General features: G+C 71.0%; 11 protein-coding genes and 1 riboswitch. Of the genes, 3 read left to right on the top strand and 8 right to left on the bottom strand.

All coding sequences use genetic code 11. The annotated features are described in order from the left end of the window. Positions 1–179: 179 nt before the first annotated feature. From nrdE to ACWKZU_RS07080, 6 genes are all read right to left on the bottom strand, one after another. On the bottom strand, positions 180–2,321 hold the full coding sequence (gene nrdE / locus ACWKZU_RS07105) for a class 1b ribonucleoside-diphosphate reductase subunit alpha (protein WP_449281739.1): 2,142 nt from the start codon (positions 2,319–2,321) through the stop codon (positions 180–182). After that, the gene (gene nrdI / locus ACWKZU_RS07100) at positions 2,321–2,722 is read right to left on the bottom strand and encodes a class Ib ribonucleoside-diphosphate reductase assembly flavoprotein NrdI (protein ID WP_449281700.1); all 402 of its coding nucleotides are present in this window, start codon (positions 2,720–2,722) and stop codon (positions 2,321–2,323) included. Before nrdI ends, nrdE begins: the two co-directional genes overlap by 1 nt. A 105-nt stretch (positions 2,723–2,827) precedes the next feature. Then, the gene (gene nrdH, locus ACWKZU_RS07095) at positions 2,828–3,061 is read right to left on the bottom strand and encodes a glutaredoxin-like protein NrdH (RefSeq protein WP_053384662.1); all 234 of its coding nucleotides are present in this window, start codon (positions 3,059–3,061) and stop codon (positions 2,828–2,830) included. Between the two features lie 354 nt (positions 3,062–3,415). Further along, positions 3,416–3,787, bottom strand: coding sequence for a hypothetical protein (locus tag ACWKZU_RS07090; protein ID WP_449281699.1), 372 nt, complete (start codon positions 3,785–3,787; stop codon positions 3,416–3,418). Positions 3,788–3,919: 132 nt separating this feature from the next. Continuing rightward, the gene (locus tag ACWKZU_RS07085) at positions 3,920–4,378 is read right to left on the bottom strand and encodes a 23S rRNA (pseudouridine(1915)-N(3))-methyltransferase RlmH (protein WP_449281698.1); all 459 of its coding nucleotides are present in this window, start codon (positions 4,376–4,378) and stop codon (positions 3,920–3,922) included. After that, positions 4,378–5,604: a pyridoxal phosphate-dependent aminotransferase gene (locus tag ACWKZU_RS07080; protein ID WP_449281697.1), complete on the bottom strand. Its 1,227-nt coding sequence runs from the start codon at positions 5,602–5,604 to the stop codon at positions 4,378–4,380. Before ACWKZU_RS07080 ends, ACWKZU_RS07085 begins: the two co-directional genes overlap by 1 nt. Positions 5,605–5,808: 204 nt before the next feature. Here ACWKZU_RS07080 and ACWKZU_RS07075 point away from each other — a divergent pair, with 204 nt between their 5' ends. Beyond that, on the top strand, positions 5,809–6,996 hold the full coding sequence (locus ACWKZU_RS07075) for a heparan-alpha-glucosaminide N-acetyltransferase domain-containing protein (protein ID WP_449281696.1): 1,188 nt from the start codon (positions 5,809–5,811) through the stop codon (positions 6,994–6,996). A gap of 21 nt (positions 6,997–7,017) precedes the next feature. Here the strand turns inward: ACWKZU_RS07075 and ACWKZU_RS07070 are convergent, their stop codons facing one another. Further along, positions 7,018–8,883, bottom strand: a complete 1,866-nt coding sequence (locus tag ACWKZU_RS07070; RefSeq protein WP_449281738.1) for an ABC transporter ATP-binding protein — start codon at positions 8,881–8,883, stop codon at positions 7,018–7,020. A 133-nt stretch (positions 8,884–9,016) separates the two neighbouring features. Between ACWKZU_RS07070 and ACWKZU_RS07065 the strand changes: the two genes are divergently transcribed. Continuing rightward, positions 9,017–9,493, top strand: a complete 477-nt coding sequence (locus ACWKZU_RS07065; protein ID WP_449281695.1) for an aminoacyl-tRNA deacylase — start codon at positions 9,017–9,019, stop codon at positions 9,491–9,493. 98 nt (positions 9,494–9,591) lie between these two features. Beyond that, a riboswitch (SAM riboswitch) is annotated at positions 9,592–9,705 on the top strand. 16 nt (positions 9,706–9,721) lie between these two features. Then, on the top strand, positions 9,722–10,183 hold the full coding sequence (locus ACWKZU_RS07060) for a hypothetical protein (RefSeq protein WP_449281694.1): 462 nt from the start codon (positions 9,722–9,724) through the stop codon (positions 10,181–10,183). Between the two features lie 85 nt (positions 10,184–10,268). On the opposite strand, the gene ACWKZU_RS07055 is transcribed toward ACWKZU_RS07060, so the two are convergent. Beyond that, the gene (locus tag ACWKZU_RS07055) at positions 10,269–13,235 is read right to left on the bottom strand and encodes a hypothetical protein (RefSeq protein ID WP_449281693.1); all 2,967 of its coding nucleotides are present in this window, start codon (positions 13,233–13,235) and stop codon (positions 10,269–10,271) included. Positions 13,236–13,540: the final 305 nt, after the last annotated feature.

Here is a 13,540-nt window from a genome sequence, read left to right as displayed (position 1 = left end):
CATTCATGATGGTGGATCCTGCGACTTCGCACAGGATGACCGGCGTGCGGATCCTGCGACTCGCTCCGCTCCCGCAGGATGACGGGAACGGCTCACGCAGGATGATGGACGATGCGAGCGCAGCGAGTCGGGATCACGGAGCGCGTTTCAACTCGCTGCGCTCGCTCAACGAACCGCGCTCACAGCATGCAGCTGACGCACTCCGACATGTCCGTGCCCTCGAGCGCGAGCTGGCGCAGGCGGATGTAGTAGATCGTCTTGATCCCCTTGCGCCACGCGTAGATCTGCGCCCGGTTGATATCGCGGGTGGTCGCGGTGTCCTTGAAGAACAGCGTGAGCGACAGGCCCTGGTCGACGTGCTGCGTCGCCGCGGCGTAGGTGTCGATGATCTTGTCGGGACCGATCTCGTAGGCGTCCTGGTAGTACTCCAGGTTCTCGTTCGTCATGAACGGCGCCGGGTAGTAGACGCGCCCGAGCTTGCCCTCCTTGCGGATCTCGATCTTCGACGCGATCGGGTGGATCGAGCTCGTCGAGTTGTTGATGTACGAGATGGATCCGGTCGGCGGCACGGCCTGCAGATTCTGGTTGTAGATGCCGTGCTGCATGACGCTCGCCTTGAGCTCGCGCCAGTCGTCCTGGGTGGGGACCGCGACGCCCGCCCGCTCGAACAGCTCGCGCACGCGCTCGGTCTCCGGCTGCCACGCCTGCTCGGTGTACTTGTCGAAGAACTCGCCCGACGCGTACTTCGAGTCCTCGAATCCGCCGAAGACGCTGCCGCGCTCGATCGCGAGTCGGTTGGAGGCGCGGATGGCGTGGAAGAGCACCGTGTAGAAGTAGATGTTCGTGAAGTCGATGCCCTCTTCGGAGCCGTAGTGCACGTGCTCGCGGGCGAGGTAGCCGTGGAGGTTCATCTGCCCCAGGCCGATGGCATGCGACTGGTCGTTGCCGTCCTCGATCGAGCGCACCGAGCTGATGTGGCTCTGGTCGCTCACCGAGGTGAGGGCGCGGATCGCGAGCTCGACGGTGCCGCCGAGATCGCCGCCGTCCATCGCGGCCGCGATGTTCATCGAACCGAGATTGCAGGAGATGTCCTTGCCGATCTGGTCGTAGCTCAGGTCCTCGTTGTAGGTGGTCGGCGTGTTGACCTGGAGGATCTCGGAGCAGAGGTTCGACATGTTGATGCGGCCCTTGATGGGGTTCGCCCGGTTCACCGTGTCCTCGAACACGATGTAGGGGTAGCCCGACTCGAACTGCAGCTCGGCGATGGTCTGGAAGAAGTGGCGCGCGCTGATCTTGGTCTTCTTGATGCGCGCGTCATCGACCATCTCCTGGTACTTCTCGGTGATCGAGAGATCCCCGAACGGCACGCCGTAGATGCGCTCGACGTCGTACGGCGAGAACAGGTACATGTCCTCGTTCTTCTTCGCGAGCTCGAAGGTGATGTCGGGGATGACGACGCCCAGCGAGAGCGTCTTGATGCGGATCTTCTCGTCCGCGTTCTCGCGCTTGGTGTCGAGGAACTTCATGATGTCGGGGTGGTGCGCGCTCAGGTACACGGCACCGGCGCCCTGCCGCGCGCCGAGCTGGTTGGCGTAGCTGAAGCTGTCCTCGAGGAGCTTCATGACGGGGATGATGCCCGACGACTGGTTCTCGATCTTCTTGATCGGCGCGCCCGACTCGCGGATGTTCGAGAGGAGCAGCGCCACACCGCCGCCGCGCTTGGAGAGCTGCAGCGAGGAGTTGATGCCGCGCGAGATCGACTCCATGTTGTCCTCGATGCGCAGCAGGAAGCAGGAGACGAGCTCGCCGCGCTGCGCCTTGCCGAGGTTGAGGAAGGTGGGGGTGGCCGGCTGGAAGCGGCCCGAGACGATCTCGCGCACGAGGCCGCGGGCCAGCTCCTGGTCGCCCTCGGCGAGGCCGAGCGCCACCATGACGACGCGGTCCTCGAACCGCTCGAGGTAGCGCTTGCCGTCGAAGGTCTTGAGCGCGTACGAGGTGAAGAACTTGAACGCCCCGAGGAAGGTGGGGAAGCGGAACTTCATCGCGTAGGCCTCGTTGGTGAGGCTCTCGATGAACTCGAACGGGTACTGCTCGAGGAGGTCCTTCTCGTAGTAGTCGTTGTCGATCAGGTACCGCATGCGCTCTTCGAAGTTGTGGAAGAACACCATGTTCTGGTTCACGTGCTGCAGGAAGTACTGCCGAGCCGCCTCGCGGTCCTTCTCGAACTGGATGCGCCCGTCGGCGTCGTACAGGTTGAGCATCGCGTTCAGCGCGTGGTAATCCATGTCGCTGATCTTCGACGACTCGAGTCCCGGCTCCATCACTGCTGTTTCCAAAACTGTTCCAATCCTTCTTGGACGGCGGTGACGTCGTCCGGGGTACCAAAGAGTTCGAATCGATAGAGGAAGGGCACCTGGCACTTGCGTGCGATGATGTCCCCTGCGATGCCGTAGGCCTCACCGAAGTTCGTGTTGCCCGCGGCCATCACCCCGCGCAGGTGCCGGCGGTTGCGCTCGTCGTTGAGGAACCGGATGACCTGCTTGGGCACGGCCCGCGTCTCGGGGCCGCCGCCGTAGGTGGGGACGAGCAGCACGTAGGGTTCGGTGACCACGAGCGGCTCGTCGCGTGAGCGGAGCGGGATCCGCAGCGCCGGGCGGCCGAGCTTCTCCACGAAGCGGTGCGTGTTGCCCGAGACGCTGGAGAAGTACACCAGGTCCGTCACACGTGTCACCCCCACTGCGATCCCGAACTGCTGAAAAGCCCTCGGCGTGCCGGATCCGTACCTCCGGCCGCCGTGGGCGATTCACGAGCGTGCGTGCTGCCGCGCTTACGCGAGGCGGCTTGCGAGCTCCGAGATCTTGTCGGGACGGAAGCCCGACCAGTGCTCGTCGTCGGTCACCACCACAGGGGCCTGCAGGTAGCCCAGCTCCTTGACCGTCTCGAGTGCGGTCTCATCCGCGGAGACGTCGAGCACGTCGTACTCGATCCCCTGCTTGTCGAGCTCGCGATAAGTCATGTTGCACTGCACGCACGACGGCTTGGTGTATACCGTGATGGCCATTACACGCCCCTCCTCGAAAAACTCATGTGCCCCGCTCGAGGCACTACATATAGTGAACCACACCATCGCCAACCACAACATGATGTAGTTACATCCATGTAGTTTTCCACCCGGTTTCCACCGCCCGGGAGGATGGATTGGGGAGAACTTTCGGCGGAGTTCCGCCCCTCTCAGGGGGTTATCCACAAGGTGTTCGGCCCGAAAGTTTTTTGCCTCACAGCCCCTTCCCGGCGTGTCGCGGAGTGTCGTCGCGGAACCGCCCTTCCGGGGGCCCTCGCGGATCCGATGCGGGCCGGATCCGAACCCCGACCCGCACTGATATCAACGCTCCCGGGGGCCGGGATGTTCCCGCTGCTAGAGGGCGATCGGCCACAGCAGCTCCGTTCCGTCGGGCTGGAACCAGCGCATCACCAGCATCGTGCCGGCCGATCCCGCGAACGATCCCGCGGTGTGCTCCGCCGCGGTGCCGCGCACCACGACGCGAATGCGCTCGCCGGGCAGCACGGTGCGCGGGAGGGACAGCCCCAGCATGCCGCTCCCGGCGAGCGCGAATCGCACGGAGTACAGCGGCGAGGCGCCGCAGTGCTCCACCTCGATGACCCCCGACTCGGAGCGCCGCACGACGCGCCACGGCACCGCGACGGCCTCCGCGGGGGCGGAGGCCGACTCCCGGCGCACCGGGCGGGGCGCCGGGTGCAGGCGGGTGGTGAGCCGGAACGGGTTCATGCCGACACCCTAAGAGGGACCACCGACACTGACGGTTCCGCCGAGGCCGGTCGACGGCGCGGGCCGAAGCCCCCCCCCGGAATCCCCGGACCCGGGATCGGGAGCTCGGCGGACGGGGTCCGCGGTCGCTCCCTAGACGTGGTGGTACGAGCGCCCCGCGGCGATCTCCTGCGCCCGGTACAGCTGCTCCGCGAGAATCAGCCGCACGAGCTGGTGGGGGAAGACGAGCTGCGACAGGCTCCACACGAAGTCGGCGCGCTCGCGCACGCGGTCCTCGACCCCGTACGCGCCCCCGATCACCGCCGTCACCGCACGACCGGAGTCGAAGGCCCCCTGCAGCGTGCGCGCCAGCGCGGGGGAGTCGACGTTGCGACCGCGCTCGTCGAGCAGCACGACGAAGGCCCCGCGATCCAGCTTCGCCAGGATGCGCTCCGACTCCTCGGCCCGGGCCGCATCGCCCTCGCGCGACGAGTGCGGCAGCAGCAGCCAGCTCGCGTCGAACGGCTTGCGCAGCCGCTTCTCGTAGCGCCCGATGCCGTCGGCGACCCAGCTCTCGTGCTTCTTCCCCACCGCGAGGATCCTGACCGCCATCAGTCGATCCTGACCCGGTCCAGGTACTCGGCGACACGGCCGATCGCCTCGGTCAGCACCTCGGCGCTCGGCAGGGTGACGAAGCGCACGTGATCGGGGGTCGGGAGGTTGAAGCCGCGCCCGTTCGTGATCATCACGTGCGTCGAGCGCATGAGCTCGATCACGAAGTGCTGGTCGTCGTGGATGTCGTAGCGATCGGGATCGAGCCGCGGGAACAGGTACATCGCTCCGCCCGGCAGCTCGCAGGTGACGCCCGGGATCTCGGCGAGCAGGCGGTGCGCGACGTCGCGCTGATCGCGGAAGCGGCCGCCCGGCGCGCACAGCTCGGCGATGCCCGACCAGTCCGACTCGCTCGAGAGCGCCACCGGGATCGCGTACTGCGCCGGCACGTTCGCGCACATGCGCATGTTGGCCAGCAGCGTCAGCCCCTCGAGGAAATCGCCCGCGACCTCGCGATCCCCCGATGCGACGACCCAGCCGGCGCGGTAGCCGGCCACCCGCTGGATCTTCGACAGCCCGCTGAAGGTGAGGCACAGGGTCTCGCGCGCGTGCAGGGCGGCGTGCTCGTGCGTCGCACCGTCGTAGAGGATGTGGTCGTAGATCTCGTCGGCCATCAGCACGAGGCCGTGCCGCTCGGCGAGCGCGGCGAAGCCGCGCACCAGCTCGGCCGAGTACACGGCGCCGGTCGGGTTGTTCGGGTTGATCAGCACGATGCCCTTGGAGCGCTCGGTCACGAGCTGCTCGATGGCCTCGAGATCCGGCATCCAGCCGTTCTGCTCGTCGCAGGGGTAGTGCACGGCATGCCCCCCGGCGAGGGTCACCTGGGCGGTCCACAGCGGATAGTCGGGCGACGGGATCAGGATCTCGTCGCCCGGGCTGATGAGCGCCTGCAGCACGAGCGAGATGAGCTCGCTCACGCCGTTGCCGATCAGCACGTCGTCGGGCCCGACGGACGGGATGCCGAGTCGCGTGTAGTGCTCGGCCACCGCCTCGCGGGCCGCAGCGACGCCGCGCGAGTCGCTGTACCCCTGCGCGCGCGGCAGCGCGGCGTGCATCGCGTCGAGGATCTCGGGCGGCGCCTCGAAGCCGAAGACCGCCGGGTTGCCGATGTTGAGGCGCAGGATCTCGTGCCCGGCCCGCTCGAGGCGCTCGGCCTCCTGCAGGATCGGACCGCGCACGTCGTAGCGGACGCCAGCGAGCTTGCTGGACTGGGTGATGAGGCGCACCCGCCCATTATCCCACCCGAAGCCTGTGCGATCCCACACCCTGGACCCCGCAGAAACCGCGGCCCCGAGGATGCGCCGTCGCCGCTCGTCGAATGATCTTCGATCGCGGCGCGTGCGGGCTCGCGGACGATCCTGCGGCGGATCCCGGCTGTCTCACAGTCGGGTGCGCGATGGTCGTGATGACTGCGAGAGAGGGGCGGCACCGTGACCGACGACGCATCCGCCGGGCCTCTCCCCCGCACCGCGCTGCGCGACCGCGTGGCTGCGAACCTCGCCTCGCTCGAGCCGCCGCGCCGGCTGCCGGGCATCGACCTGGCCCGCGGGCTCGCGATCGTCGGGATGTTCGCGGCGCACCTCGCGGTGATCGTCCCGCTGGAGTGGGGTCGGCCGGAGACCTGGTCCGGCATCGTCTCGGGCCGCTCCTCGATCCTGTTCGCCACCCTCGCCGGCGTATCCCTGGCGGTCGTCTCGGCCGCGGCGGACGCACGGGAGCGCGGCGGCCGCGCCGGGCCCGCGCGCTGGTGGGGGCTGCGCACGCAGCTCGTGCTCCGTGCCGTGCTCATCTGGCTGCTCGGCATCACCCTCGACGACCTCGACGTGCCGGTGTACGTGATCCTGCCCGCCTACGGCATCCTCTTCCTGATCGGCATCCCCCTGCTGCGCCTGCCGACCGCGGGTCTGTTCGCACTCGCCGCGCTGCTCGCGGCGACGATGCCCTTCGCGGTCGCCGCGATCGACCAGGCGGTCGCGGGCAGTCCCGACGGGGAGGCGATCGGGGAGACGCTGCGGCTCTTCGGATGGAACTACCCGTTCCTCCTCTGGGCGGCCTTCATCGCCGCCGGGATCGGCGCCGGCCGCCTGCTGCTGGCCTCGCCCGGGCGCGCCTGGGCGCTGCTCGCCGTCGGAGCGGCGCTCGCCGGCCTCGGCTACGGGATCATCGGCCCGATCGGCGACGGAGCGGTGCGGAGCGGGTACCTCGACGCGCCGGCCGGGTCCGCCCCCTGGCTCCTCGCGGTGCTGCAGGACGTCCCGCACTCCTCGGGGGTGGGCGAGGCGATCGGCACGGGCGGCTTCGCGATCGCCGTGATCGGCGGGTGCGTGCTGATCGGCGCCACGCCGCTGCGCCGGCTCCTCTGGCCCCTGCGCGCCGCCGGATCCATGCCGCTCACGGCATACGTCTCGCACATCCTCGTCTGGGCGGCGTGGATCGCCGTTGAGACGGCGCGCGATCCGGCCCTCGATCCCTGGACCGACTTCCGAGCGCTCGACCCGTTCTGGCCCATGACCATCGGCGTGCTCGTCGGTTGCTCGCTGTGGGCGGCGCTGATCGGGAAGGGGCCGATGGAGGCGCTGCTCGGCCTGCTCACGAAGGGCCCGAGCCGCCGCGCCTGACGGATCGCGGCGGGCGGGTGCTCAGCTCTGCTGCGCGTAGAGCTCGGCGTAGGAGCCGCCGAGCGCGAGCAGCTCGGCGTGCGTGCCCTGCTCGAGGATGCGGCCCGCCCCCACGACGTAGATGCGGTCGGCGTCCACGACCGTCGACAGCCGGTGGGCGATCGCGACCGTGGTGCGCCCGCTGCGCGCGTCGTCGAGGGCGCGCTGCACGGCGCGCTCGTTCACGGTGTCGAGGGCGCTCGTGGCCTCGTCGAGCACGAGCACCCGGGGGTTCTTGAGCAGCACGCGCGCGATCGCGATGCGCTGCTTCTCGCCGCCGGAGAGCCGGTAGCCGCGCTCCCCCACGACGGTGTCGTAGCCGTCGGCGAAGCTCCGGATCGTGTCGTGGATGTTCGCGAGCCGCGCCGCGGTCTCGAGCTCCTCCTGCGTTGCGTCGGGTTTCGCGTACCGCAGGTTCGCCGCGATCGAGGCGTGGAACAGGTACGGCTCCTGGGTCACCACGCCGATGCGGTCCATGAGCGACTCCTGGCGCAGTTCGCGCACGTCGTCGCCCGCGTAGCGCACCGATCCCGACGTCGCGTCGTAGAGGCGCGGGATCAGCGAGCCGATGGTGGTCTTGCCCGATCCCGAGGCGCCGACGAAGGCGACGAACTCCCCCGGTTTCACGTGGAACGAGACCCCGTCGACCGTGGCCCGGTCGTCGGGGCCGGCGTCGGGGTAGCGGAAGCTCACGTCGACGAACTCCACGTGCCCGGCCCGGCCCGGCCCGTCGGAGGGCTCCCGCGCGTCCGGGGCGTCGACGATCGCCGGTTTCAGATCGAGGTACTCGAAGATGCGGGCGAAGAGCGCGCGCGAGGTCTGCAGGTCGAGGGCGATGCGCATGAGCGCCATGAGCGGGAAGAGGAGCCGCGACTGCACCGTGGTGAACGCCACGATGGTGCCGGCCGTGATGCCGGGGTCGAAGCCCTCCCCCTGGGCGCTCGCCATGATCCACCCCGACACGAGGTACACGATCGCGGGCACCGCCGACAGGAACACCTGCACGAGCGCGAAGAACACCTGGCCGCTCATGGTCTGCCGCACCTGCAGGTCGATCTGGGTGCGGTTCTCCGCCGCGTAGCGCTCGGTCTCGTCGCGCTGCCGGGAATAGGTCTTGGCCAGCAGCACGCCCGAGACCGAGAGCGCCTCCTGCGTGATCGCCGTCATCTCGGAGAGCGACTCCTGGGTGCGGCCCGCGATGCGGGCGCGGATCTGCCCCACCCGGCGCTGGGCGAGCACCAGCACGGGCATGAGCACGAGCGCGATGAGCGTGAGCTGCCAGCTGAGCAGCACCATCGCCACGCCCGCCGCGATCACGGTGACCGTGTTGCCGATGATGTTGGAGACGGTGTTGGTGAGCACGTTGGCGACCCCGCCCACGTCGTTCTGCAGCCGGGACTGGATCACCCCCGTCTTGGTGCGGGTGAAGAAGCCGAGCTCCATCGACTGCAGGTGCGCGAAGAGCCGCACCCGCAGGTCGCCCATCACGCGGTTGCCCACGCGCGCCGTGAACAGGGTCTGCACGATGCCGAGCGCCGAGGACACGACGAACACCGCGATCATGCCGCCGACGAGCCAGGCGAGCACCGCGAGGTTCGGCCCGCCCGCGAGCGGGAAGAGTCCGTCGTCGAAGACGCGCTGGGTGAGCAGCGGCGGGAGGATCCCGAGTGCCGCCGAGATCAGCACCAGCGCGATGATGACCGTCAGCGGCCCCCGGTACGGGCGGAAGAGGGCGGCGATGCGGCGACCCAGATCGGCGACGATCGGCGCCTCGCTGTTGATCTCGCGCTGCCGCTCGGCGTCGCCGGACGACACGCGCGATCCGCGCCCGCTCATTCCGCCGCCCATGCTCATGATTCGGAGGATACTCCGCGGTGCCGACTCGCAGCGACCGCGTTCGCTCCGAGCATCGGGGAGGCGCCGGCGGAGGCGCCGTCTGGCAGGATGAAGGCGAGCCGGCGCCGATCGACGGGAGGAACGCATGTCCGCATCGCACACCCGGGTCCGGGAGGCGGCCGCTGCGCGCGGCCTCGACATCGAGATCCGCGAGCGCCCGGAGGCGCGGTCGCTGGCCGATGCGGCGGAGCTCCTCGGGATCCCGCCGTCGAGCATCGTGAAGACGCTCGTCGTGAAGCGCTCCGACGACACCTACCTCTTCGCGCTCGTTCCCGGCGGACGGTCGATCTCGTGGCCGAAGCTGCGGGCGGTGGTGGGCGTCAACAAGCTCCGCCTGCCCGAGTCCGAGCTCGCGCTCGCGGCCACCGGCTACGAGCGCGGCACGATCACCCCGATCGGCAGCTCGACCGATTGGCCCGTCTTCGCCGACGAGACGATCGTCGGGCGGCGCGTGGCGATGGGCGCCGGCGTGCAGGGGTACAGCCTGTTCGTGGACGCCGACGCGCTGATCCGCGCGTACGGCGCGACCGTCGCCGACATCTCGGTGCCGGAGGCGGGGTAGCGGTTCCCCGGACCGGCCGTCCGAAACGGGGGTCCCCGCATCGGCCGTCGGCGACGGGCGCGCCCCCGTGCCGCCCGCCATCGTGATAGCTTGGTCGTGCTCTCGAGCTGCAGCGTCAAGTACCTGGCTGGCTGCACGGCAACCCTCCTCCGCTGAGCGGGGTGCCCCAGGGGAAGAGCCGGCCGATCCGCCCGGATCGGCAAGTCAGTCTCTGCACGGAGGTGACCCGTGTCCATGCACGGTACCCGGAACGATATCCACCACCCCGGCGCTCGCGGCACCGGCTTCAGCGCGCACGCGGCCACGATCACGCTGATCGGCGACGACGGGACGCGATTCGGCGCGCCCCGCCTGCCGGACGGACGGGATCCGCAGCCCCGCCTGCCGCCCGTGCGCCTCGCCTGCGCACCCGGCTGCGCGTGCTGGACCGCCGTCGAGCGCGGCGAGGTCGCGATCCCGCCGCTCACGCGCGAGCAGCTGCTCGATTGGGCGGCGGCGCTCGCCGGCCCGCTGCGCAGCGGTCTGGCGCACAAGCGCATGTACCACTACGAGCGCAGCACGAACCCGGAATCTCCGCTCAACGTCGGCTTCGTCGGCGTGGCGCGCGGACTCGCGGCGTTCGGCGTCACGGCGGAGACGGTGCGCGACACCTGGCCCGACTGGGAGCGCGTCTGCCCGCTGGATCGCTGATCCGCTCCCACCCGTCGCAGCGGGGTCCGGTCGACGCGAATCGACCGGGCCCCGCTACGACGGCGCTCCGCCCGGCTCGGAGCGGCTACTCCGCCTCGGCGGCGGGATCCGCGGCCGCGAGCGCCCTCCGGCGCATCAGGAGGAACCCCAAGCCGACCAGCGCCGCGGCGGCGAGCGCAGCGCCCGCGAGGGGGAGATCCGATCCGGTGCGCTCCAGCGCCCCGGTCCCGGCTCCCGAGGCGGAGGCGGAGGCGGCGGCGCCGGAGCCGCCCGCACCCGCAGCACCGTCGGCCGCACCCTGCGCAGCGCCGTCGGCGGACCCGTCCGCGCCCCCGGCGGACCCGCCGTCCGCCCCGCCGTCGACCGCGGCGGGCAGCACCTCGACCGCGACGGACACGGCCCCCGACGGAGCGGTGGCCGTGAGCATGTGCGCACCGGGCTCCACCGCGCTCGGAACGGCGACCGTCGCCGTCGCGGTCCCGTCGGCGCCGGCGACCGTCTCCCCCAGCTCGACGGGGTCGGAGTGCAGCACGAGCTCGATCGTCTCGCCCTCGGCGAAGCCGCTCAGCTCGATGCTCGCCGGCGCGCCGACGCGGAGCCCCTCGGCGGGGACCGTGATGCGCTTCGGCGTGAACACCGCCCCGAACGACAGGGTCGCGGTCTGCGAGGGGAACATCTTGAACTCCACCGGCGAGAGGTCCTGCGCCTCGGTGCCGTCGCCGTAGACGTCGACCGTGCCCGAGTCCAGGAGCAGCCGCACCGGGGTGCCCTCCGCGAGGCTCTCGACGCCGGCGATGCCCTCGTACGATCCGGGCCAGCCCTCCAGCCCCAGCTCGTCGCGCGCCGGCACCGCACGGTCCTCGGGATCCCCGGACCAGCCGAAGAGCGCGAAGCGACCCGTGTCGTCGGCGCTGCCGCCGATGATCAGGTACTCGCCCGACTCGGCGCGCGCCAGGTCTCGGATGGCGCGGCCGCCGAGGTCGAGCAGGATGGGCGCGCCGACGACCGGCTCGGCGCCCGCGATCACCCCGGCGATGTCGGCCACGGGCACGATGAGCGCCTCGGCGTCGTCGCCGACCTCCGGGGAGCGGAAGCCGAGCCAGAGCGTCGTGCCGTCGGGCGCCATCGCGGCGCCCTCGATGTTCAGCGAGTGCGGGCCCTCGGCCGAGACGCCGGGCTGCGTCGCCGCGAGGAAGCCGAAGCGGTCGGCGCCGAGGCCGTGGAGATCCTCGTGATCCCACGTCACCAGCGCGTCGCGCAGCACGTTGCGCGCGCCGACGAACGACAGCGTGGCGTCGGCCCCGCTCCCGCGCACCTCGGTCTGCAGCACGATGTCGCGGTCCAGCCGCACGTTGCCGCTGCGGGTGTTGCCCGTCGAGCCGATCCAGAAGACCCGGGATCCGGACCGTGCGACCGCCTCGAAGTCGTGGGCCTCGCCCGGGCGCTCGAATTCGATCCGGTCGCTGAAGTCGAACGACGCGACGGCCTCGCCCCCGGCCTCGGAGAACAGCCGGATCGCGTTCGAGTCGTCGTCCGCCGCGAAGAAGTAGCCGTCGCCCGCGTCGATCGCGGCCGACGCGTCGGACATGCCGAAGTGCGCGGTCGCGGCCGCGTCGGCCAGGGCGGGCGCGACGCGGTACGACAGCTGCGAGAGCGCGCTGCGCCCGTCCTCGGCGACGACGCGCAGGCCGATCACGGCCGCTCCGGGGCCCGCGGGCTCCGCGCTGAGCCGGAACGAGCCGTCATCCTCGATGTCGAGCGAGACGCCGGCGGGATCGACCACGGCGCCGTCGCTGCTCGTGACCGAGACGTCGAAGGCCTGGCCGGCGGGGTCCGCGATCGTGCCGGTGGCGACCGGGTTCGTCGCCTGGCCCAGCACGGCGGCGAGCGCGTTGCCGCCGCCGCCCGCCACGCGGGTGTCCCAGCTCACCGTCGGCTTCGCGAGGATCGGGCCGACGGGGTCGGCACCCGGCTCGAAGCCGGGAGCGAAGGCGACGCCGCGGAACGCGGTGCCGGGGGACGCCGTGGCCAGCACGTCGAGCGACCCGGTGAAGGCGGTCTCGTCGCCCGAGTCGACGATGCGCACGAGTTCGTTCCCCTGGCTCGCGCCGCGAACGGCGTACAGCACGTTGTCGTCGCCGGCCTGCCGGCCCTCGAGGCCCCAGAAGTCGCCGGCGTAGGTGGCCGACCACTCCCAGGCCGAGCCAGACTGGCGGTACTTCGCGATCCCCCGCGAGCCGCCCTCCGTGAAGCCCACGTAGAGCGCGTCGCCCGCGAACGCGAAGTCGTGCGCCACCGAGGCGCCGGAGGGCGCCGCCGCGACCAGCGCGAGCGAGGCGCCCGGCTCGGTCGGTGCGCCGGTCCCGACCCGGTTCAGGCCGGAGAGGCCGCTCCGGTCGCTCGTCATGTACAGCTGCCCGTCGTGGAGGTCGACGACGCGCCCGTTGTTGAGGTTGGCGCTGCCGGAGACCACGGCGGTCGGGGCGGTGCCGCCCGCGGCGACGGTGAGCAGGCTGCCCGCCGGCGCGGTGGAGTCGCCGCCGTGCCCGCCCGCCCAGTACCGCGAGCCGTCGATCGTCGCGGCGCCCCGGATATGGCGGAGCGAGTATCCGCCCGCGAGCGTCGTGCTGGTGTCGACCCCGCCCTCGGCGTCGACGGCCGCTACGACGCGGAGGGTGGCGGGCGCGGCGGAGTCGTTCAGCGCGCCCGTTCCCGGAGCCGCGGCGTAGCCGCCGAGCGTCACCAGGCGATGGTCGGCCGACTGCTGCAGCGCGCCCTGCTGATCGCGGTCGGCACCCAGCGCGAACGGCTGCTGGGCTCCGCTCGCCGAGGTGGGCAGGGGCACGGAGTCGCCGAGCTCCCCCTGCCCGTCGATCAGCTGGATCGCGACCGGCACGGCGGCGTTGCCGCTGGAGGCGCCGTCTCCGACGACGGACACCGCGAGCCGGTCGGTATCGGCGGCGAGGCCGACCGCCGTCTGCGGTGCGACGAGCACGGCTCCGGCCGCGACGATCGTCGCCAGGCCGAGTGTGATTGCACGGGAAACGAGCACGGAGACTCCCTCAGAGTCGGGATACGGACCCGACCAGCCAACCAAGCCCGCGCGAACGACGGGGGTACCGGAGCTGAACAGCCGGCGAACGGCGGCCGTCGCGCCGCCGCGTCCGCTGCCGCGCATCAGCTCCCGCGCGGCCGCGACCGGACGGGCTCAGGACGTGAGGGTGCCCGTGAAGCGGTACCACTTCACGAGCACGAGCGCGAGGATCACGGCGTTGCAGACGAAGAGGAGCGTGTACACGGCCGTGAAGGCGAGGGGCGCGCCGAGCAGCAGGAACAGCAGGCAGAACAGCCCGTAGT

The sequence above is a fragment of the Leucobacter sp. genome (assembly GCF_053528595.1).
The sequence above is the reverse complement of the archived record's forward strand: the minus strand, read 5'-3'. Positions and strand labels throughout refer to the sequence as shown.

What these genes read in the sequence shown, in the direction of transcription:
- ACWKZU_RS07090 (WP_449281699.1), bottom strand. Translation starts at nt 3,787, where the DNA reads ATGAACCCGTTCCGGCTCACCACCCGCCTGCACCCGGCGCCCCGCCCG.
- ACWKZU_RS07065 (WP_449281695.1), top strand. Translation starts at nt 9,017, where the DNA reads ATGTCCGCATCGCACACCCGGGTCCGGGAGGCGGCCGCTGCGCGCGGC.
- nrdH (WP_053384662.1), bottom strand. Translation starts at nt 3,061, where the DNA reads ATGGCCATCACGGTATACACCAAGCCGTCGTGCGTGCAGTGCAACATG.
- ACWKZU_RS07085 (WP_449281698.1), bottom strand. Translation starts at nt 4,378, where the DNA reads ATGGCGGTCAGGATCCTCGCGGTGGGGAAGAAGCACGAGAGCTGGGTC.
- ACWKZU_RS07070 (WP_449281738.1), bottom strand. Translation starts at nt 8,883, where the DNA reads ATGGGCGGCGGAATGAGCGGGCGCGGATCGCGCGTGTCGTCCGGCGAC.
- nrdE (WP_449281739.1), bottom strand. Translation starts at nt 2,321, where the DNA reads ATGGAGCCGGGACTCGAGTCGTCGAAGATCAGCGACATGGATTACCAC.